Source organism: Nitrobacter vulgaris, from assembly GCF_031453995.1.
Lineage (GTDB): Bacteria > Pseudomonadota > Alphaproteobacteria > Rhizobiales > Xanthobacteraceae > Nitrobacter > Nitrobacter vulgaris.
Map to the genome: position 1 here is coordinate 1 of NZ_JAVDPZ010000051.1, position 20720 is coordinate 20720.

Genomic DNA, 20720 nt, shown 5'->3' on the forward strand with positions numbered 1-20720 from the left:
AACAGCAGCTCACTCGCGAGAGGCCGGATACATTTACGCAAACTGCGCCCGACAGAAATCCAAATCCCTTGCAACGCCGGGGCGGACCATACATTACGCAAACTGCGCCCGACAGAAATCCAAATCCCTTGCAACGCCGGGGCGGACCATACATTTTTTCGTAGGACGTCCTGCAACATCGCCTTGTCCAGCGTCAGATCCGCCACCACACGCTTCAGCTTCGCGTTCTCGTCCTCAAGCTGCTTCAGCCGCCGGATCTCGCTCACGCCCATGCCGGCATAGACTTTCTTCCATCGATAAAATGTCGGCTCCGAGACCCCCATCTTCCGGCAGATCTCATCGATCGTCGTCCCGCTCTCTGCCTGCCTCAACGCAAAGGCAATCTGTTCCTCCGAAAACCGCTTCCGTTTCATGGCATCCGCCCTCCGTGGGGTTCAGAATGCCCGAAAAAATTGCCTTCAACATGGACCAGCTTCCTGGGTCAGGATCACGGTGGCGGCGGTCGATGTAGAAACTACAGGACTGACGTCGGAAGATCGCATCGTTAGCATAGGCGCATTCTGGCTTTCGACCGCGGCGCTAAGTGACGGGTCATTTCCTGTCAGTTATTTGCACTTGATCTTTAACCCTCAACGTAAGAGCCACTGGGCTGCACGAAAGGTGCACGGCTTCAGTAGCGAAATTCTGGAAAAACAAGAGCTGTTCTCTTCCTATGCTGAGCAAATCATCTCATTCTTGAACTCTGCGGATCTTGTAATAGCACATAACGCAGCGTTCGATCTTGCCTTCGTTAATCGCGAGTTGCGCTCTGCAGGCTCCGATACTGTAAAATCAAAAATCCTTTGCACGATGCAAGCGTGTCGGGCGGCAGGAATATCCCCAGCAAAGCTAGATTGTGTGTGCGAGCGTTTTAACTTTTCACGCGATGGCAACGTGCACGGCGCGCTTGAAGATGCGTGGCTGGCGCTGATGGTATTTCTATGGATAAACGACTGTCCTCACAGAAAAACATTTCGGGATGTGTCGTCATCGTTGTCTCCATTTAATCAAGTGACCTAAGAAATTTGAGACGGAGATGATACAATGGACAGTAGCAAGATCGAGAAAGCAGATCTTGATCCTGATACTCGTAAGAAGTCTGCTCGCGCAGCTATAAATGCCATTAGCGGCGCCATACCATTTATCGGCGGATTACTCTCGGCCGGTGCGAGTTATTGGTCAGAGCAAGATCAAGAACACGTAACAAATATTCTCAAGCAATGGGTGCAGATGCTTGAGAATGAACTTCGAGAGAAGGGAAAGACTATCGCAGAGATAATTGCTCGCATCGATATGCATGACGAGAAGGTAAGGCAGCGCGTCGAATCCGATGAATATCAAGCGCTTCTAAAGAAGGCGTTCCGAAAGTGGTCGTCAATTGATACGGAGTATAAAAGGCAACGTATTCGCAATATTCTTGCTAACGCCGCCGCAGGCAACACCACATCAGATGATGTTGTCCGCCTCTTTATTGATTGGATCGCAACATACTCAGACTTTCATTTTGAGGTGGTTGGCGAAATATACAGAAAACAGGGCATTACGCGCCGCCGCATCTGGAATAATCTCGGAAAGTCACCCGTGCGCGAGGATTTTGCAGAGGCGGACCTTTTCAAAATGCTTATTCGAGATCTCAGCCTTGGAAGTGCAATCCGTCACCATCGCTCTACAGACCACGCCGGAAATTTTCTAAGGAAACAACCGTCAACGCGCTCACCCCCTGGACAAGGCTCGAAAACCAGCGTCTCAGCTTTTGATGATATCGAACCATACGAATTGACGGGCATAGGCAGCAATTCGTACATTACGCGATGAGCGAAATAGTAACGAAGATTGAATTCAAGGAAGAAGCCGAAAGCTAAGCCTTTCTCTTCCCCTTTCAGCCCCACTACGACGGCCTCGGATTCCCGCGATGGCGATTGCTTGGATTCATCGGGCGCGGTATGTGAACTGATGTTCAAAAACCCCAAAAGCCTCTACGAAGTCGCCTTGATGTGGGTGGCCGGATCACTCTTCGTCGTTGTGCTGTTGAAAGCAGCTTTCGCATTTGGCTTCGGCTGAGCCAGAGTCAAAAACATGGTGCCTAGATGAGTAAGAGGGTGGGAAATGTTCTCTACTGGGCTGGCTGCATTCTAGCTGGCCTTGCCGTCTTATTCGGCGGACTCATCTCTATCGTCTTGTGGCAAAGCGGAAATCCAAACGACCACGAGATGGCTTGGTTTCCGGCTGTCTTCGCAAGTATTGGCGCTCTGATTACCTGGCTGATAGGCCGCGCACTTCAATACGTCTTGTCTGGCAAATAACCAGCAACCTCCTCCGGCGTTGGATATTTTCCGACGATACGTTTCGTATTCATCTTCACCTAAAACGGAACGATCATGCGAACGTCCTCATTTTTCTCAACAGTACTCGCCTTGCTTCTAGCTGGATCGCCCTTGGCGCTAGCATCTTCCCTGACTACAAGTTGAAACCACCAGAATGAAGTTGGAACGATGCTGGTAGCCTTGACTTGTAGGCCATGACAGAAAGCTCCGATCTGCGCGACCAAGCTGCCAAATGCCGCCGACTCGCTAAGACCGGGGTGGATCCTAAAACCATAGCCAGCCTGAGCTCCCTTGCGCTTGAATACGACGCCCGTGCGCTGGTCATTGAAGAGCGGCTTACCCACACCTGACACCACATTCGGTTCGGACTTTAGAGAGAGAGAGAGAGAGAGATGATACTTGAGATTGGCTCTGAATGGATCGCGCGCGATGGTCGTAAGATGCGTGTGGACGAGGTGATAATACCCGTCGATCCGGACGCGATGCCATGGTGCAAAATGGCAGTATTGAACCCCGGCGAGAGGATGCGTCGCCACACCGAAATGTTGGTGTCGAACTTCGGCAAACAAGCCAACATCGGATTTTTGAGGCCGCTTCCATGACAGATACCGAGCGAACGCTCGCAACTGCGGTGAACTCGCCGACGATGCGAAGGACCTGCCTTCGAAGAACCGCTACAGACGCATGCCTGGCTCGCACTTGCCGAGGAGCAAGACTGGCTAGATGGACAGTTGCCAACTCATAAATAGAAAATCCCGCCCGAGTAACGCATTAAGCGTATGGCGGCACTTCGACGAGTGTCCCAATCAAACGGAGCAATGCCTGCTGTTCTGGGCCTTTCCCACTCCGTAGGAATTCTCCCAGTTCGATATGCGACAATCGTCCGCCGGATGGGGAATTAGGCTGGTGAATGATAAAGGCATGCCCGTCTGTCGGCTCGCGACCTAAGTACCAGGAATCGCCATTTGGGCTTCGATATAGTTCGCGGCGTTCTGTCATGACTCGCCTCCTCCTGTCTTGAGGTCAGTCTATCACAGGGGGCGCGGAGAAAGCCTTTCGGAATGGACTCTACAAGACCAAGCGACGGCCCCGGCAGCCTGCAAATGCCGGGACCGCCACAGGCGGGGTGTCATGGGCAAACACCCCAATAGCCAAACTCCCAACTGGCATAAGGTTGCTCTTCCAAATGAGGATTATTTACATCGCCCCTAAGAACATTGGTGCAGCCTTCCGCGACCGGGCGTCTACCCACCAAACTCGACCATAAAACCTTCTTTTCTTTCTAAGTTTGGTGTGCGGCTCTAGTTTTGATCGGTGGGACTGCCCATATAGTTATTATTGCCAGCAACGCTATCCAACCGGCACTGGCGACAGAGAGACGCTCCTGTGCTCCCGCCCACAAAGGGAGCAAGCTATGTACGCCATGGTCTATCCGATTCATCTTCAGAGAAGCTCGGAGCGCAGATGGGCAAATCGTGTCGCCCGTGAGATACCCATCCGAAGATCGCGCCCCAAAGGCACTGATACCTGCGCTTGTGGGAATGCCGTAACAGCACCCGTGAACTCGCAATATTCGCCTCATATCGTCACCAACGAATGGCACTGCACTAAGTGCAACGCCCGGTGGACGACCGAAGCATCCATTCCGTACGGCTAACGCGTCAAGCCGTCCTTTTGGTCAGGCTTTTTCGCCACAACGCCGCATAATGACGGTGCTTACATCGTAATCAGCGCTCGCCCTCGCTTCGCAGTCCAGACGTCTGCATTTATCGGTGACTGAGAGCGTTGCGCTTCCGTCTCCTGCCGACAAAAGGAGCCACGCCATGCAGACTCGATCTCGCTTTCTACCGAATCCAAAATCGCTCTATCAACGTCTCAACGATGAAGCTCAGCGTCTACGTAAAGAGGCGCGCGGTACTCAGCTCGGCGTTGAACGAGAGCGGCTAATCCGAGAGGCACGCCAGGCTGAAACAGCGTCGCACATCGACCAGTGGCTGTCGTCCCCAGGCCTTCGGGCGCCGACATAATGAGCAAATATCACACCTACGTTTGGGCAAGCGCGAAACGCCTGAGTCTTTTTTGCAGTGCTTATGATGTTACTCAGCCTCTCCGTCTTCACCGGGCGCGGCACGCCACTGAAATCCGGCGAGAATACGCCGAATAGCCCAACGCAGACGCAACTGCAGAGATGGGCTTAGCCGCCGTGTCCGCCTCGGTAGAACTCGACGGGCCGCATCCGGTCAATAAAAGGAGAGCAACGATCGGGAAGCCTATCATTAGCGATATGTCTCTGTATGCGGCGTGCTAGGGTGATGGCAGCCAGCAGCCAACCACATTGAAGGAGGCGCCTAAGTGATAGGCCAGATTGCATTTGTGTCTATTACAGCGGGCCTTGCATGCACCTTCGCGGTATTTGCTCACTTCAGGCACAAGCGGGTTTTGCTCACGGTACAACAAGACGCTTCGCCGGTTTTCCTTGATCTATTGGTTGAGGGTGGCCTCTGGGGTGCAAGTGTTCTTTTTGGTGTTTCGGGGGCGATGTACTTGGCTTTCTGCGCTTCGAGATATTGGGTGAGTTACTAGAGGACGTGAGACATCGCCGCGCGTCTTTTGATTTGCGCTCAGACACCCCAGCCCCCCTTGCGACCGCTTTGGCCTGTCGGCCTGACGGTATTCAAGTGGGTGATTTCCTCCTGACGGATCGCGCGCGAGAAATGCTTGCGTCGCAAGGACTCCCTGTTGATCACACCCCCACGGGGGGCCGCATGAACCGGTCGGAGCAGCGATCATGTTGTTGATCTCAACAAGATGGTTCCTAGGCCTCGCATCGGCCAAATGGGTCATCAGGACGCATAGCAACGCAGCCGCTAGAAAGGTTCGCATGCTCGTCGATTTATCTTGTGGTGTTGGTGGATAGGCCTAGGCTTGATAAGCCGTGTTGGCGCTATAGAGCGACCCGGTAGTACGGCCCGACACGCCTGCTCTCACGAGTGACCGCGTGTCGGGCTGTTGCTCTAGCTGAAGTGCTCGCCGTCAGGGCGGCCCGCGAGAAAGGTTCGCACAGTCATCGAATTACCTTGTGATGCTGGTGGATAGGCCTAGGGTGGATATCCGTATTGGCGCTGTAGAGCCGATCCGGTATGGCTCCCGGCGCGCGCCACTTCCCAGGAAAACGTGCCGGGGCCTATCTCAAGCGGTATTCAACTGAGAAGTCGGTCCTCGGTTTTTGCGCTTCAGTTGCCCAAGCTGTCCAAACATAAAGAGCGGTGACATCGATCGCATCCGTCGCTTGCACCAGGTAGGCTTGGTGCCTTTCCTCTTGCGCGCCATAAGCTGCGGCGAGCGATTACGGCTCCTCAACCCGCCTCACCCGAGCGAGATTGCTGTCCGCGATCTCAAAGAAGAGCGGGAATTTTGGTGACGGCTCTCTTCATCAACTCAGCGCGAATCCCAATAGAGACTTGGGGAGGTTCGGTATCGCAACCGATTAGCGATCGTGGCCTAGGATCCAGCGGGTTGGCTGCAAACATGGTCCGGCCAAGTGCTGCGGCAAGCTGAATCTTGATTTCCCTCAGTTTGTAGGGGTCGCGCTCCAGCATGCCGCGTCTGAATAGAGCCACTGCGTCTGCTGTTATGTGCGCAGAGCTGCGGCGCCTGTTCTTACGCATTCGAAAAGCCCGGCCGCGATCCGCGGCCGGTCTTTAAGGCTGCGGTCTTCAAAGAAGGAGTCGAGACCCTCAAAGATGTGAAACCTGGCATGATCCTCGAAGGTGCCGTAACCAACGTAGCCGCCTTCGGCGCCTTCGTCGATATCGGCGTCCATCAAGATGGACTGATACACATTTCGGCGATGTCGAAGTCTTTCATCAAAGACCCGCGCGATATCGTCAAATCAGGTGACGTCGTCAAGGTGAAGGTACTGGATATCGATGTCGCCCGTAAACGGATCGCATTAACGCTCCGTCTCGATGATGAGCTCGGCGGCATGAGCGAGCGGCCAGCGCAAGGCATCCCAAAAGACAAAAGCCGGCGAATGACGTCGACGCCGAGCAAGCCGCATCAGCAATCCGGCGGCGGAGCGCTTGCTGAAGCTCTGCGGCGCGCTAACGAGAAGAGCGGAAACGGTAAGACTAAATAGCCCTACTGCGCTCCCTGCTCTCCGCCGAACACCATGCATTTCATCTAGGCGGATCGGAGCTATTGCTCCGCGATGACCGCCGCGTGTCCCCTGGCCGGTATGCTCATCCGAGAGACCTCGCATGCAGGCCGATTAGCGGAGGCCGACCCGCGCCGGGGTTCTCGAGGAGCAAATGCGGAGGGTGAGCAGCGCCGATGGAAGCAAGATGTCGCGGCGATGACAGGGCCAGGCCCGAATAGCTGGCTGGTCGGACGAGCTCAGCTTTGTCCTACAAATCAAATCTGTCCGCCCCCAAAATGATCGCGAGGACGTGTTTCTTTCCATCTAAGGGAACGTGCACAACACCCTCTGTGCGACCAACAGGCTCGCCGTCAAGGTCAGCTTGAACCACATTGCGGCCCGCGCCGGGCAGGTTCCGAACGCAGATATCATAGTGCGTAGAAGCTACTTTTACCGCGGCTTCGAAACCAGGCCAGGCGGAGGGAATACAGGGAGCAATGACGAGAAACGCACCCTCGCGGCGAATGCCAAGAATGCTCTCGACGCCTGCGCGGTACATCCACGCCGCCGAGCCCGTGTACCAAGTCCACCCCCCGCGACCCGTATGGGGAGGCACGGAGTAGACGTCGGCGGCGACCACATAAGGCTCGACCTTGTAGCGCTCGACCTCGTCGAGGGTCCTCGCGTGGTTGATGGGGTTAGCTAACGAAAACAGATCAACTGCGCATGCGCCCTCCCCCAGCTTCGCGAACGCCATAATCGCCCACATGGCAGCGTGACTATATTGCCCGCCATTTTCGCGCAGCCCCGGCGGGTAACCCTTGATGTAGCCCGGATCGCGCGGCGTCGTGTCGAAGGGTGGCGTGAATAGCAGGACGAGGCCGTCGTCATGGCGGATGAGATGCCGGTCGAGTGCCGCCATTGCCCGGGCGGCGTGCTCGGAATCGGAGGCTTCCGACAGCACCGCCCAAGACTGGGCGATGGAGTCGATCCGGCATTCCTCGCTCTCCTTCGAGCCGAGCCACGTCCCGTCGTCGAACGTAGCCCGGCGATACCATTCGCCGTCCCAGGCCTCGCGCTCGATCGCGGCTTGGACGGAGGCGGCATGCGTCCGCCAGCGGTCAGCGCGGCCCGGACCGCGACTGTCGGCGAATGGAGCAAAGAGCGCGATAGTGCGCACCAGCAGCCAGCCGAGCCATACGCTCTCGCCCCTGCCGTCCTCACCGACCCGGTTCATACCGTCGTTCCAATCGCCCGTACCGATGAGCGGCAGGCCGTGCTCGCCGGTGAGGTCGAGGCACTGGTCGAGTCCGCGGGCGCAATGCTCGAACAGCGACGCCCGCTCGTTCGCGATCATCGGCTGGAAAAAGGCATCGTGCTCTCCGCCACCAAGAGGCGCTCCCTCAAGAAACGGCACAACCTCGTCCAGAACGGCCGTATCGCCGGATGCCGTGATATAGGTCGCGGCAGCGAAGGCGAGCCAGACCCGGTCGTCGGAAATGCGTGTGCGCACGCCCTGACCCGAATGCGGCAACCACCAATGCTGGACGTCGCCTTCGATAAACTGCCGGGCGGCCGCCCGCAGGAGATGGCGGCGCGTCTCGTCCGGCGCGGCAAAGGACAGCGCCATGGAGTCCTGGAGCTGATCGCGAAAGCCGTAGGCGCCACTCGCCTGGTAGAAAGCCGAGCGGGCCAGCACGCGGCACGCGAGCGTCTGATAGAGCAACCAGCCGTTCAGCATGAGGTCCATCGTCCGGTCCGGCGTCTTTACGCGGACCGCGCCGAGCAGGGTCTCCCAATGATCCGCCACCGATGCCAGCACGGTGTCGAGGTCGGTTTCGCGGGTTCGGGCGATCAGCTCGCGTGCATCCTCGACCGAACCGCATTGTCCGAGGAGCCAAACGATCTCGGTCGTCTCACCTGCCCCGAGTTCGATGCTCGTTGCGAGCGCAGCGCAGGGGTCGAAGCCGGCACCAACCGCACCGGACAGCGTTCCGCCATGGACCAGCGCGGCCGGTGCTTCAAGTACACCATTATGACCGACAAACTCGGCGCGGTCGGCCGTCCAGGCCGTCTGCCGCCCGCCAAGATCGGCGAAGGCGATCCGGCCGGGAAAGGCGGTGCTCCAGGGATTGCGGGCGAGAATGGCGCCGCTGACCGCATCGATCTCCGTTACGATGAACGGCGCGGAGGCACCGCGGGACGTGCCAAGCACCCACTCGGCATAAGCGGTGATCGACAGCCGCCGGGCGCGTCCTGAGCGGTTGCTAAGTGTCAGGCGGGAGATCTTGACCGGATCGGATAGCGGCACGAATTGCAGCAGCTCGAGCGCAATGCCGTTTGCCTCGTGCTCGAAGCGACTGTAGCCGAAGCCATGGCGGGCGACATAGAGCCCGCCATCTCGGATGGGTTGTGCCGTCGGGCTCCAGAGATCGCCCGTGACCTCATCGCGGACATACATCGCCTCGACGGGAGGGTCGCTCACCGGGTCGTTCGACCATTGCGTCAACTGGTTTTCGCGGCTGTTCCCGGCCCAAGTATAGCCGGCTCCCTCCGTCGAAACCTGGAAGCCGAAGCAGGAATTGGCGATTACGTTGATCCAGGGTGCGGGCGGCAGGCGCTCACCGTCGAGGACGGTCACGTATTCTCGCCCGTCTTTGTCAAAGCCGCCTAGACCATTGAAGAATTCGAGACCGGCTGTCGCCAACGTCGCCGCTGACTGCTGGGCGGCGGGAATTGCCGCCCTCGGTTTTGGATGTTTGAGCGGCAAAGATCCGCCCGACGGCGGTCGTAGGCGGACGAGCTGATCGGCGAGCGTACCGCGATATGCGTGCAGGACGACACGGGCGACCGCATGCAGCAGCGATCGGGCCTCGGCGTTCATGAGGTCGGCACGGAGCGCATAGACCGCGCCTTGCGCGGGAACGTCGCCGACGCGGGGTCGCGACTGGCTGCTGCGCACTGCGGTTTCGATCGCGATCTGCAGGTCCTGCATATAGGAAGCGGCGTGCTCGTTGACGATGACGAGATCGACCGCGAGACGCTTCATGCGCCAGTACTCGTGCGCGCGGAGCAACTGGGCGATCTGAGCCATGTCCTCGATATCGTAAATTCGCAGCACGACGATCGGCAGGTCGCCGGAGATAGCATAGGGCCACAGGCCAGACTGGGCGCCCGCTCCGCGCTGGATCGCCTCCGAAGGCACCCGGAAGCGCGGATCGGCGTAGAGGATGGGCGCCGCGAGACGCTGGAAATCTGCGGCTTCTGCCGTGGCGATGCCAAGATGCCGAAGCTGGACCTGTCCCTTAGTCCACGCCAGGGTCCTCGCCCGGTCGAATGCGCTGCGATCTTGGTTCTTGTCGATCAGCCCCAAAAGTTCGTCTCGTGACGACGCGGCAACGGTCCAGAAGGCGACCCGTGTAATCTTGCCGGGTTGAATCATTACGCGCTGCCTAAGCGAGAAGATCGGATCGAGAACCGTCCCCACCGTTTTCGAAAGCGGATGGCCGTCCAGGATAGCGGTAGCATCGGCAACCGCGCGGCCGCGGCCAAGAAAACGAGCCCGATCGGTCTCATATTGCGGATCGGCCGCGACCTCGCCTTCAACGACAGCGAAATGGGCAACCCAGAGCCGAGGCTCGTTGTTCGACCTCGGACGGCGAGTCGCGAGGAGCGCGTCGAATTCGGGAAGATGCTCGGTCTGAACGAACAGCTTGGAAAAAGCCGGATGGGCATTGTCAGCGGCCGGCGCCGCCAGCACCACCTCCGCGTAGGACGTGATCTCGATCTCACGCGGCCGGCCTCCCTTGTTGGTCAAGCTGACGCGGCGGACCTCGCCATCGTCCTCGCTCAAAACCAGGATGTCCGTTGTCGTCGTTAGACTGCCATCGCGGTGGACGAACTGTGCATGGTCCTCGCCGAAAAAGACTTCGTCGTGATCGGCATCGCTGCCGTCGGACCGTGCGCCTACCGACCAAATTTTCCCACTTCGGCCGTCTTTGAGAAAAAGGAATGATCCCCAGTTGTCGCGAGTCGTGTCCTCCCGCCAGCGCGTCACCGCGATGTCTCGCCAGCGACTGTAGCCGCCTCCGGTCGCGGTCAGCATCACGGCGTAGCGTCCGTTCGAAAGCAGATGCGTGACCGGCGGGCCGCCCGTCGATGCCGAAAGGCGGCGTACGGTCACGGCCTCGGTGACCGTCCCCGGAGGGGGTGACTTCACCTCCTCAGCGCGGGGATGCACAATCGCAACCTCCATTGGTATGCGCTCCTGCAACAGAAGCTCGCTGGCCTTTATCATAGGCTCGCGATGGAACCTGGCGCGCATACAGCCATCGTCCAGGGTGTTGGCGATGGCGACGATGGTCATGCCCTGGTGATGCGCCATAAAGGCGCGCACGACCGCGACGTTCTCACCCGCCGGCAGACGCGAGCGGGTGAAATCGAGAGACTCATAAAAGCCGTAGCGGCCCCGAGCGCCCATCGCCGCAAGCCGGACGTAGTTCGCTTCCGCGCCCGCCGGATCGACCATGGCCGCCAGCGCCGTGGCGTAGGGCGCGATCACGGCGTTCGCCGAGAGCCCGCGCTTGAGGCCGAGGCCGGGCACGCCGAAGTTGGAATATTGATAGGTGAATTCGATGTCGCGAGCGTTGTAGGCCGATTCTGAAACGCCCCAGGGAACCCCAAGGGATCGGCCATACGCCTGCTGACGTTTCACAACCAGATGGCCGGTCTGCCCGAGCAGACTGTCGTCGGGCGCGCGCATCACCAGCGACGGCATCAGGTATTCGAACATTGACCCCGACCAGGAGACCAGCGCCGCGCCGCCACCAAGCGGCGTTACCGCACGGCCGAGGCGGAACCAGTGCTTTGTCGGGACGTCGCCCTTGGCGATCGCAAACAGGCTCGCGAGCCGCGCTTCGGACGCGAGAAGGTCGTAGCAGCTCGAGTCAAGGCCATTGTCGGCAAGCGAATAGCCGATCGAAAGCAGCTTCCGATCGGGATCGAGGAGAAAAGCGAAATCCATTGCCAGCGCCATTTCGCGCGCTGTGTTGGCGAGCGCCTTCAACCGCCCGTTCAGAGGGCGGGCGGGGTCGGCAAGTCCGGGACGATCGCGCAAAAATTCGAGCCCAATCCTCTTCAATGCCCCGATCCAGAACAGGAGATCCGGTGTGTCGCAGTCCTCAGAAATGGGCGTAACGCTGCGAGCGGCCGCGGCTGCCTTTTCGGTAAGCCGGTTCAGGGAGGCGGCTATCCGTTCGATTGCCTCAGCCCCATTCAACCGGGTCTCGATATCGTCAAAAGCGGCGAAGAGCGAGTGCCCCCTGCCCCCCGCGTTCGTCGGCAGAGCTTCCGCAGCCTCGCGCGCCAGTCGGAGGGCATCGTTCATCCCGACTCTCGCATCCGGCATGCACGTCGGATCCATCCATTCTTCGCAGGCATTGGCGAGCGCAATCAGATGGCCAGCGAGATTGCCACTGTCGACCGACGAGACATAAGCCGGGTCGAGCGGGCGCAGATCCCGCGTATCGTACCAGTTGAAGAAGTGCCCCTTGAACTGGGCGAGTTTCCGCATCGAGCCGAGCGTAGCCTCGAGGCGCTCAACGGTCTCGGTCGTTCCCGCCCAGCCGAAGTCGCGGGCGGCGACCGCGGACAGGAGATAAAGTCCGATGTTGGTGGGCGAGGTGCGGTGCGCGAGCGCGGGCTTCGGATCTTCCTGGAAGTTGTCGGGCGGCAGCATGTTGTCGTCCGGCGTCACGAACGTCTCGAAATAGCGCCAGGTGCGGCGCGCGATGAGGCGCAAGTCGGTCGCATCTGCCGGCGAAATCGAAAGCCGCCGCGCGATCGGCGGCGCCCGGCTGATCCGGAAGGCGAGTGCCGGCGCACATGCCCACAGCAGTACGAAAGGCAGGACGAGCGGCCAGGATGCCGGAACAGCCGCCAGCGTGAGCGACGCCAGGGCCAAGCCGAGCACCACGCCGCCTGCCATCCCGCGATGGAAGCCGCCCATGCCCAGCCGAGCCGCCGCCGTCGATTTCGCTGCCGTAGTCCATTCGAGGAAATGACGGCGAGTCACGAACAGTCGCAGCAGGGTTCTGGCGATGGCGTCTGCCGCCCGTTGCGCATGGTCGGGCAAAAAGGCGACCGTGAACGACGTCTGGGCGGCGGCGAGGCGGAGACCTCCGGCAAGCGCGCCGAGATGGTTGCGCACGCGAAGCCCGGCGCGACGTGGCAGGACCGAGAAGACGCTCGGGAGGAATGCCGGGATGGCGACGGTGGCGAGGACGAGCAGGAGCCCGACGATGGCAGCCGGCATCGGCAGCAACCAGCAGAAGACGACCGCCATCAGCGTGGTCGGCGCAAGCAGCGAGCGCCTTAGATTGTCAAGCATCCTTAAGCGACCAAGGAGTGGCATCGTCCCGCCGCGACCAACGATCCAGGGCAAGAGCTGCCAGTCGCCACGCACCCAACGATGCTGGCGCTTGGCAGCAACGTTGTATCGATTCGGAAACTCCTCGACGACCTCGATGTCGGACGCGAGGCCCGCGCGAGCAAAAACACCCTCGAAGAGATCGTGGCTGAGGAGGGCATTGTCAGGCACGCGCCCGGCGAGCGCCGCCTCGAATGCATCGACGTCATAGATGCCCTTACCGGTGTAGGTACCCTCGCCAAATAGGTCCTGGTAGACGTCGGAGATCGCCGCCGCATACGGGTCTATACCTGCGGGTCCGGAAGACACTCTTTGATAGACAGACCCCTCACGGCCGAGCGGTAGCGCGGGTATGACGCGGGGCTGGATGATCGCGTAGCCGCTAATGACCCTCCGCTCGCGTTCACTGAACTGCGGCCGGTTCACCGGGTGAGCCATCTTACCGACCAGGCGGCGAGCGGCATCGCGCGGCAGTCTGGTGTCGGCATCGAGGGTGATGACGAAGCGGACATTGTCCGGAACACGAGGTGCCTTGCCCGCCACCGCCACGAAGGTTGTGTCGGGAGCCCCACGCAGAAGCCGGTTGAGTTCGTGCAGCTTGCCGCGCTTGCGCTCCCATCCCATCCACACGTTCTCGCGGGCGTTGAATACGCGGCGACGATGCAGAAGGAGGAAACGGTCGCCATCCGGTCCTGGGCCATAATGACGGTTTAGACGTGCGATCGCCTCGGCCGCGACCCCGAGCGGATGTGCGTCGCTGGCGACGATCTCCCGGTCAGCATCGACGCCGTCCGAAAGAAGAGCGAAGGTCAGATCTCCGCCGGAGCCGGCGAGATAATGGACTTCAAGCCGGTCGACCTGCTCCATGAGATCGACTTCATTCGTCAACAGCGTCGGAACGGCAATCAGCGTCCGAAACGATTTCGGGACACCCTCAGCGAGTTCTAGCCCAGGCAGGGTGGTCGCACCGAAGCTCCAGGTGATCGCACGGTTGACCAGTGCGGTTGCCACCTCGGTCGTCGGCAAGAATCCCCACAGTGCAAACAAGACAGCCCAGTTGGCGTCGAGGCCCGAAGCCGAAAGCGTCCATAAACCGAGGGCCAGCAGCGCCGCGGTGACCGACAGGATGACCCCAACGTAACCGATGATGCCAGGGCGCAGGCTAAGACGGCTGATCCGCAGTCGGACACCCGGCTTGAAGCCGATCGTCCGTTCGAACGCACGGCGCCCCTCGGCGATCAGATGATAGCCGGGATCCCCAACTCTCTCGCGCTCCTTGGGATCATGTGCTTGCGCGGCCGCCCCGGAGGATACCAACAACACCTGCTCGGCAACCTCGATCTCGGACGATAGCGAGCCGCGGGCGAGTTCTTCGATCGCGCTTCGGTAAAGATTGCGGGTTGGGAAATCCATCGCGGCAAACGCGCTTCCAACGCGAAGCCGCTTATCAACGAGACTGAGGCTCTCGAACAGGTCCGCCCAGTCGATGTCGGAGATCAGCCGCATGCTGGTGATAACGTTGCGGACGGAAACGTTGGACGCGCCCAGCCTGTGCTGGGCATTCTGCACGACATCCTCGATCGAGGACTCCTGCAGACGGAGCCGCTCCGCGAGCAAGCCGAGCGCGGGAGTTGTTCTCGGATCCTGATCCCTCAGGCGCTTGGCGAGTTGCGCTGCGTACACCTCCGACAGGGGCGCACTCAAACGCTCGCCGATATCAGCGTCGAGCGCGGATTGCGCACCTCCTGATTCCAGAAGCCTGTCGGCGAGCCGATCTGCATCCGCGCGTTCTCCGCGTCCCGCGACGATCTGGTCTGCCAATCGTCGCAGGTTCTCGATGAGGACGATGCGAAGGGTGATCGCAACGGCCCACAACTCGCCGATCGTAAGCGGCTGAACCTGCTGATAGGCTGCAATGAACCGGCGCAATACCTCTAGGTCGATGTGGCTGTCTGTGTGGGCGACAAAAGCCCAGGCCAAGCCGAATACGCGCGGATATCCAACAAACGGACCGTCAGCTAGTTTGGGCAGCTGCCGGTAATAGCCGGGTGGCAGATCAGCTCGGACTTCGCGGATCTGCTCTTCGACCAGGTGATAGTTGTCCAGCAGCCATTCCGCCGCGGGAACCACGCCTCGGCCGCTTTCGAGATCGGAAGCGCAGATGCGATAGGCCGCCAATAAGGCAGCGGCATTTTCACTCAGCCGCACCTGCAGAGATCTGACTGGCGGCGGTCGCGTCGTGACCTGCTGCGCTGCGGCCAAGCTTTCCGCATGCCGTTCCAGGCGTTCGACACCAAATAGTTCCTCGCGCACTGGAGAAGTGCCGTTCCACGGTGCTGATCGAGGGCGGGACCATAGCCCGCCGTGGAAGAAAGTCTGAAGCATTCGCGCCTTTCCGGCTGCACGGTTAGCGCCGTATGCGAGGGAGGACCGTCGCCCTTTCCAGAACGATTTATTAACAATGGCCGTCGCTGCTTTTCCGTAGACCGGATTCGTTCTTGAGAACGAAATAGAGTCAAACCCAGAACTTCACGAACGGGCTTTGCGCTTGCGGCGGGCGATGTGCGGTTTCTTCGGCGAGATTCAAAAACGGCTGATCAGAATCATTTCGCAAGGTCGAACAAGCAACGCCCAAGTCGGAGATGTGGCAGGCTGGAAGCCGGTCATCTCTGCCCTAAAGACCGATACGGCGAAGCGGGATAAACTCGATGAAGACCATTAACTTACGGCATCGACCTTGGTGCGGACCTTCGTTTCCGCGTTATACACTTCCACGCGGAGCATCGGAAATTTTTCTAGAAGTTCCTCACCGGCCGCTTTGGCGGCTTGCTCATCGGAAAAGTTACCCTTGAGCTTTCCGTCCACGACCATTGCAAAACCCTCAGTCGGGATAATGTCCGCGCGCTGAGCATTCCGAGGCCGAAGCTCCTCCAACAACTGAGTTTCGTTCGGCTTATGCTTAAAGGTTTTCATGGCTACCTGATCTGTGGGGATCGCGTTTTGTGTACCGATTCGCGATTCCAGCATCGCGGCTCATATTGCGGCAACGAGATCCTATCGTCCGCATTCAATGGACATGTCGCGACTGAGTTTTTACGTTTTTACAAGTCCAATTGCGGCGGAATTCCAAGCCAGCGCTGCCGTTGAACGTTTCGTGTTCAGCTCTTTCAATAGCTGCTGATCTAAGGTGCAAACGCCGCACGAGCAAAACACCGCCGGCTTTGTGGCCGGCGGTCTTCATCGCGCTTCGATAACATGAGCACACCTCTGAACGAGGACACGCAACCGATCTAAAGGTCCCAGTACATCCGTGGCACCCCAAATCGGCGAATTAATCGACGCGAAGGTTTTCAGCGCTGGTCTTGCCGCGCATGCTGTCGGTCTTAGCTTCGAACGAAACCTTCTGGCCCTCGTCGAGGGAGCTCAAGCCAGCTCGTTCGACCGCGCTGATATGAACGAAGATATCCTGCCCGCCACCGTCAGGCTGAATGAAGCCGAAGCCCTTTGTCGCGTTGAACCACTTCACTGTTCCAGTTGCCATTTGTCATCTCCAAGATACGCAAAAGCGCGTTCGCTTGCACGACCTCCGTGCAAGCTTGATCCGAGTTCAGCGATGTCTTGGGGAGTGGAGCCGGTTTCGGCGCGGTCAACAAGCCAGAGCGACAGTTCGAACCTCACCCATCTATGGTCACTTAGGGAAAATACAAGGGGCCGGTCCAATCCACATTTGGGCACCCTGCGTTATGAGGAAAGACTCAGAACAAATGAATAGCTATTGGACCAGAAAGGGCGCACGCTCATGGAATGTCGTCGCAAACGCAATTTCTCGTGCAGGCCTTTAATGCCGCAAAAGGCGATCAGTTGAAGCCAGACAGGCCGATTGTGTGTCGATCAGCTGAGGGCGCCCGTCGAACCGCGCAGAGGCTCGCACTGTCCAAGGCAGGCGTCGTTGCCTTCTCCATAACCTCTGATGATGAAACCGGTGACTATGACGAGAAGCCGGCGATCTTTTATCGGGAAGGACAGATCCCCGACGAATTTAGTGAGATGCCATGACGGGCGCGCTGTCGGTGCTATTTTTTGAAAACGGATTACCAGCTCTTCCGATAATCCTGATCGAGCCGCATCGAAATCAGGAAGGGCTTTGGCGCATCAAGTTCTGCTACGCCGACGATGAGCCGCTCTCCATGAGTTCGGCTCAAGCTTCGGCGCTGGCCGGTAACCTTCATCAAATGGGCGAGGCCCAGTTGGCCGCCGAGATCAACGACGCAGTGCGAAGCGCGAAGCGCTACTGCTTGATGTGAATGTGTCTGTTAAACGAGGCGCGTTATCAACGAGTGGAGAGAGGCAAAGGCGCGCTGGGCACAATGGAACAAAGGCTCGCGGAGAGGTTAACGGAAAGCCGTAACCGATCCCGCATACAATCATATCTACCGGTAACGCTCGCGGCGTCGAGCATTCGTCTACCCGAAGTGCGACTCCCTTCCCGGCTCGATGACTCCCACGGAAGGCCAGAGCTGGATCGCCGGCAGCGATTTGAAGCCGCCGAAATAACCGGAACGGAGACGCTCCTGCACATTGGTGCCGGCCTTCAGCCACAGCGCTTTTCGAAAACCGCCGCCAATTTAAATCACGCTGTAAGGATCCGGGCATAACGGCGATCGTTAGCGTCATCATCGCCCGACCTTTGGCAGCATCGGTGACTGAGAGCAGCGCGCGCTCCCGCCTGAAGTGGAGCGAGCTATGTGCAAGATATGCGAGGACCTCCGTTGGCAGATTGCCGCCGTTCGCGCACTTTCAACGGAGCTGACGGACCCATCCAGCATTGTCCTCAACAAGGCCGACATCAAAGCGCTCGAAGAAAACCTGACTAAAGCAATAGCGAACCACTATCCTGACGCAAAGTAGGCTCGCGACGAGCTTAAGTCACCTGCGGATACTTGGGAGCACCGCGACATCACTTCTGCGAGACATGCTGGGCTTTGCTGGTCTAAGGCACTAACAAAAACGGAACGAACCTACATATCAAGCTGACGGTCCTATCTCCTAGAACCACCGCACGGTCCTGCACCTTTTGCCTCGCAAGAGCCCCTGCGGGACAGTGCGCCGCCCGTCGCAGAAAGCCAGGAAGCGCCATGGACGCCCCGCACAACGCCCAGATCATAGTCCGCGCCAATCAACTATGGGAAGAGGCCGGCAGTCCTGAAGGGCGTGCCGAAGAGTTCTATGCTCGGGCCGAAGAGGAGCTGCGCGAACAAGAAGGATTCGATCCGATGCGCACGCTAGATAATCCTAAAGATGACCTCTAGCCCCACTTTTACCTGGAGCATCGTGACGCGGGTACTCGTAATTCTCTCATGGCTTGAAGATCGCGCGAGCTCCGCTATTCACCCGCTCATCGTTCTGTCCCGCCTAGTCAGGAAGCTCTTATAATGAGGATCCCAGCCCTTCATATGTTTGAACAATGCCTGGCGCCGCTGTTCGGGCATGCCGGGCCCGTACTCTATGAAGTTCTGCACCGTCTTCTTGAAGTCCTGTGCCTGCGTCTCCCCGCCCAGCGTCAGGTGGCCGTACTGCGCGACGATGTCGTTCACGCACACTTCTATCTCGTCCATCTTCGAAGTCCTCTCAGCTGTCACACTCATATAGCGACCGCGCGCCTACATAGCTAGATCCGCTATTCACAGCTTGATTTTCCGCTTAGCCAGGCATTTCGGACAGATGTAGACCTTCCTGATGCTGGTCGGCAGCAGCGTGTCCTCCACATCGTCCGACCAGGTTACCGGCCATACGTTTTATCTTCTGGGGATCACCCCACTCGTGCACGCACTCATATTCGCGCACGCGCCTCAGTATCCAGCCGATCATCCCAACTCCTCGAGAGCCTCTTCCCTCTTAAGAGCAGCGCCTTGTATCAAGGGGATACGGAATGCTCTTAAGGAATGGCAGAGATACTACTATCGCATGTTCGCGAAGGGTCAGGTAGGAAGTCATAAGGAGGAGAATTGGGATTGGGGGCGATCATCTTCCTACGTGTTCAGAGGCCAAAAGCCTCGGCGGCACAAGACCAGCTGCCCGCTGGAGCCCAACTCGCCCGGCATGAAGCAGCGGCGGTGACACGAGCAACAACGGCGCGGCGTGGATTAGAGCCGCGGACTAGCTCTTAGGCGTTGTTCTGAAGCGTCCCGAGCAACCGCTCATCGGCCTAATCGGTGTTCGGATGAGGGCCACAAGCAGGGACGCGATCACCCGATCCTGCCGCGATCAATGGGCGGCCATTGAGATGCGACGTTCGCCGAAGTACGGTCGTCGTCACTCCAAGCCGTCGAAAGTTCTCCATTTCTTTTTTGCCAAACGCTTTAGTACGGCATACTGACGAAAGAACGCTCGGCTCTGACGGGCTGGAATCCCCACCCAGCGCTCGCCGGCCGGAATGTCGCACATAACTCCGCTCGCACCTCCGATCTGGGCTTTTGAGCCAATCGTGATGTGAGGGGCGATCGCCGCATGACCGCCAATGGCGACAAAATCACCGATAGTTGTCGATCCCGCTATACCGACCTGGGCGGCGATCGCGCAATGCGCGCCGATCTCCACGTTGTGCGCCACTTGAATGAGGTTATCGAGTTTTGTTCCTTCACCGATAACCGTCGCCCGCATCGATCCGCGATCGATCGTGGTGTTGGCTCCAACTTCCACATCATTTTGGATTATTACGCCGCCGACTTGGGGAACCTTGACCCACTTTCCTCCGAGAAACGTGAACCCAAAGCCATCTTGGCCAATGGAGGCGCCGGGATGAATAATAACGCGGTCGCCAACAACGGCGTGCGCAACGGTGACGTTGGCTCCGATATAGCAATTCCGCCCGATCCTGACACTGGGTCCAATTACTGCATTCGATCCGATACAGGTGAAGTCGCCGATGCGCGCGTTTGGACCAATGGATGCACCCGGATCAATCGTGACGTCATACCCTACAATGGCTGACGCATGGATGTTCGCTTTCGGTGATATTCCGTCTGTCCCAAAATTCGACGCGGGAATTGTTGCATCTGGATAGAGGAGCGCGAGCACTTGCGCATAGATCGCATAAGGATGCGGCGTTACAAACGGAAAAGTTCCTGCCGGAACGAGCTCACTGAATCGGGGGGATATCAGGCACGCGCTTGCTCGAGTTACTTTTAATTCCTCAATGTATTTCGCATCGTCCATATAGCAGAGTTCGCCAACACCAGCCGTCGCAAGCGTGCCCGCGGCCGATATGACAAAATCCTTGTTGACAAACGATAAACCGGCGAGGGCAGCAATTCGACTTGCGGCCACGCTGTGGTTCGCCACGAAGAAGGTCTCGCTCGACATGGCAATCTCCATCGTTCTGCTGCGGCGCAGCCGATGTGCTTCCTAATGACATGGGATCGTTTCAGGTCAGCAAGACCACCATTCGTTTGACCCGAGGGGCCGCCGCGCTCAAGCTCGTCGCTCGGGGCGTTTGCTACTTCTTGCGAGCCTTGGCAGCGTCGGATTGCATAAGCCCCTTCAAGCTAGGAGCTGCCGCGATCACCTTCTGCTTTTCTTTCTTCGGCTTCTTTGCTTCGCGATTCCCGCGTTGTTCACCTTTGGCCATGGTTCATTCCTCCGGCCCGAAGTGGGCCTGACATTACACTAGCACGGACCGGCGCATATGTTGCAGTATTCTAGCACTACTTTGGCAGATTTTGCTGAAGGCGGCCTGCGAGCAGCATTTCACAGTGCGTGCATCGTAACGGTGGAGGCCGCACGAATAGGTCGA

12 protein-coding genes and 2 pseudogenes are annotated in these 20720 nt (G+C 58.7%); 6 read left to right on the forward strand and 8 right to left on the reverse strand.

The annotated features are described in order from the left end of the window. Nucleotides 1-149 precede the first annotated feature (149 nt). A pseudogene (locus GGQ85_RS19130) lies at nucleotides 150-413 on the reverse strand (transposase); the annotation flags it as partial. Between the two features lie 79 nt (nucleotides 414-492). Between GGQ85_RS19130 and GGQ85_RS19135 the strand changes: the two are divergent. Both GGQ85_RS19135 and GGQ85_RS19140 read left to right on the forward strand, forming a co-directional pair. Then, on the forward strand, nucleotides 493-1059 hold the full coding sequence (locus GGQ85_RS19135) for a 3'-5' exonuclease (protein WP_309775850.1): 567 nt from the start codon (nucleotides 493-495) through the stop codon (nucleotides 1057-1059). A gap of 24 nt (nucleotides 1060-1083) precedes the next feature. Next, nucleotides 1084-1854: a hypothetical protein gene (locus tag GGQ85_RS19140; protein WP_309775851.1), complete on the forward strand. Its 771-nt coding sequence runs from the start codon at nucleotides 1084-1086 to the stop codon at nucleotides 1852-1854. A 547-nt stretch (nucleotides 1855-2401) separates the two neighbouring features. Here the strand turns inward: GGQ85_RS19140 and GGQ85_RS19145 are convergent. After that, nucleotides 2402-2932, reverse strand: a complete 531-nt coding sequence (locus tag GGQ85_RS19145) for a hypothetical protein (protein ID WP_309775852.1) — start codon at nucleotides 2930-2932, stop codon at nucleotides 2402-2404. 3101 nt (nucleotides 2933-6033) lie between these two features. Between GGQ85_RS19145 and GGQ85_RS19150 the strand changes: the two are divergent. Next, nucleotides 6034-6501: pseudogene (locus GGQ85_RS19150) on the forward strand (S1 RNA-binding domain-containing protein); the annotation flags it as partial. 268 nt (nucleotides 6502-6769) lie between these two features. Here the strand turns inward: GGQ85_RS19150 and GGQ85_RS19155 are convergent. The 3 genes from GGQ85_RS19155 to GGQ85_RS19165 form a co-directional block, all read right to left on the reverse strand. After that, complete coding sequence (locus GGQ85_RS19155; protein ID WP_309775853.1) at nucleotides 6770-15313, reverse strand: glycoside hydrolase family 94 protein; 8544 nt, start codon at nucleotides 15311-15313, stop codon at nucleotides 6770-6772. A 333-nt stretch (nucleotides 15314-15646) separates the two neighbouring features. Next, nucleotides 15647-15955: a hypothetical protein gene (locus GGQ85_RS19160; RefSeq protein WP_309775854.1), complete on the reverse strand. Its 309-nt coding sequence runs from the start codon at nucleotides 15953-15955 to the stop codon at nucleotides 15647-15649. 304 nt (nucleotides 15956-16259) lie between these two features. Further along, a complete protein-coding gene (locus GGQ85_RS19165) occupies nucleotides 16260-16469 on the reverse strand; it encodes a cold-shock protein (RefSeq protein ID WP_079447074.1) in 210 nt (69 codons plus the stop codon). Nucleotides 16470-16980: 511 nt separating this feature from the next. Between GGQ85_RS19165 and GGQ85_RS19170 the strand changes: the two genes are divergently transcribed. The 3 genes from GGQ85_RS19170 (at nucleotide 16981) to GGQ85_RS19180 (ending at nucleotide 18237) form a co-directional block, all read left to right on the forward strand. Continuing rightward, a complete protein-coding gene (locus tag GGQ85_RS19170; RefSeq protein WP_309775855.1) occupies nucleotides 16981-17232 on the forward strand; it encodes a hypothetical protein in 252 nt (83 codons plus the stop codon). 439 nt (nucleotides 17233-17671) lie between these two features. Then, a complete protein-coding gene (locus GGQ85_RS19175; protein WP_309775857.1) occupies nucleotides 17672-17836 on the forward strand; it encodes a hypothetical protein in 165 nt (54 codons plus the stop codon). 227 nt (nucleotides 17837-18063) lie between these two features. Beyond that, nucleotides 18064-18237, forward strand: a complete 174-nt coding sequence (locus tag GGQ85_RS19180; RefSeq protein WP_309775858.1) for a DUF2934 domain-containing protein — start codon at nucleotides 18064-18066, stop codon at nucleotides 18235-18237. Nucleotides 18238-18315: 78 nt separating this feature from the next. On the opposite strand, the gene GGQ85_RS19185 is transcribed toward GGQ85_RS19180, so the two are convergent. The 3 genes from GGQ85_RS19185 to GGQ85_RS19195 all read right to left on the reverse strand — a co-directional run bounded on the left by GGQ85_RS19185 (nucleotide 18316) and on the right by GGQ85_RS19195 (nucleotide 20555). Then, nucleotides 18316-18543 (reverse strand): hypothetical protein, encoded by a 228-nt coding sequence (locus GGQ85_RS19185; RefSeq protein WP_309775859.1) that lies wholly within the window; start codon nucleotides 18541-18543, stop codon nucleotides 18316-18318. A gap of 697 nt (nucleotides 18544-19240) precedes the next feature. Continuing rightward, on the reverse strand, nucleotides 19241-20290 hold the full coding sequence (gene lpxD / locus GGQ85_RS19190; RefSeq protein WP_309775860.1) for a UDP-3-O-(3-hydroxymyristoyl)glucosamine N-acyltransferase: 1050 nt from the start codon (nucleotides 20288-20290) through the stop codon (nucleotides 19241-19243). 133 nt (nucleotides 20291-20423) lie between these two features. After that, nucleotides 20424-20555, reverse strand: coding sequence for a hypothetical protein (locus GGQ85_RS19195; protein WP_283809267.1), 132 nt, complete (start codon nucleotides 20553-20555; stop codon nucleotides 20424-20426). Between the last annotated feature and the right edge of the window lie 165 nt (nucleotides 20556-20720).

What these genes read in the sequence shown, in the direction of transcription:
- GGQ85_RS19140 (WP_309775851.1), top strand. Translation starts at nt 1,084, where the DNA reads ATGGACAGTAGCAAGATCGAGAAAGCAGATCTTGATCCTGATACTCGT.
- GGQ85_RS19155 (WP_309775853.1), bottom strand. Translation starts at nt 15,313, where the DNA reads ATGCTTCAGACTTTCTTCCACGGCGGGCTATGGTCCCGCCCTCGATCA.
- GGQ85_RS19160 (WP_309775854.1), bottom strand. Translation starts at nt 15,955, where the DNA reads ATGCTGGAATCGCGAATCGGTACACAAAACGCGATCCCCACAGATCAG.
- GGQ85_RS19165 (WP_079447074.1), bottom strand. Translation starts at nt 16,469, where the DNA reads ATGGCAACTGGAACAGTGAAGTGGTTCAACGCGACAAAGGGCTTCGGC.
- GGQ85_RS19170 (WP_309775855.1), top strand. Translation starts at nt 16,981, where the DNA reads ATGACGGGCGCGCTGTCGGTGCTATTTTTTGAAAACGGATTACCAGCT.
- GGQ85_RS19175 (WP_309775857.1), top strand. Translation starts at nt 17,672, where the DNA reads ATGTGCAAGATATGCGAGGACCTCCGTTGGCAGATTGCCGCCGTTCGC.
- GGQ85_RS19180 (WP_309775858.1), top strand. Translation starts at nt 18,064, where the DNA reads ATGGACGCCCCGCACAACGCCCAGATCATAGTCCGCGCCAATCAACTA.
- GGQ85_RS19185 (WP_309775859.1), bottom strand. Translation starts at nt 18,543, where the DNA reads ATGGACGAGATAGAAGTGTGCGTGAACGACATCGTCGCGCAGTACGGC.
- lpxD (WP_309775860.1), bottom strand. Translation starts at nt 20,290, where the DNA reads ATGTCGAGCGAGACCTTCTTCGTGGCGAACCACAGCGTGGCCGCAAGT.
- GGQ85_RS19195 (WP_283809267.1), bottom strand. Translation starts at nt 20,555, where the DNA reads ATGGCCAAAGGTGAACAACGCGGGAATCGCGAAGCAAAGAAGCCGAAG.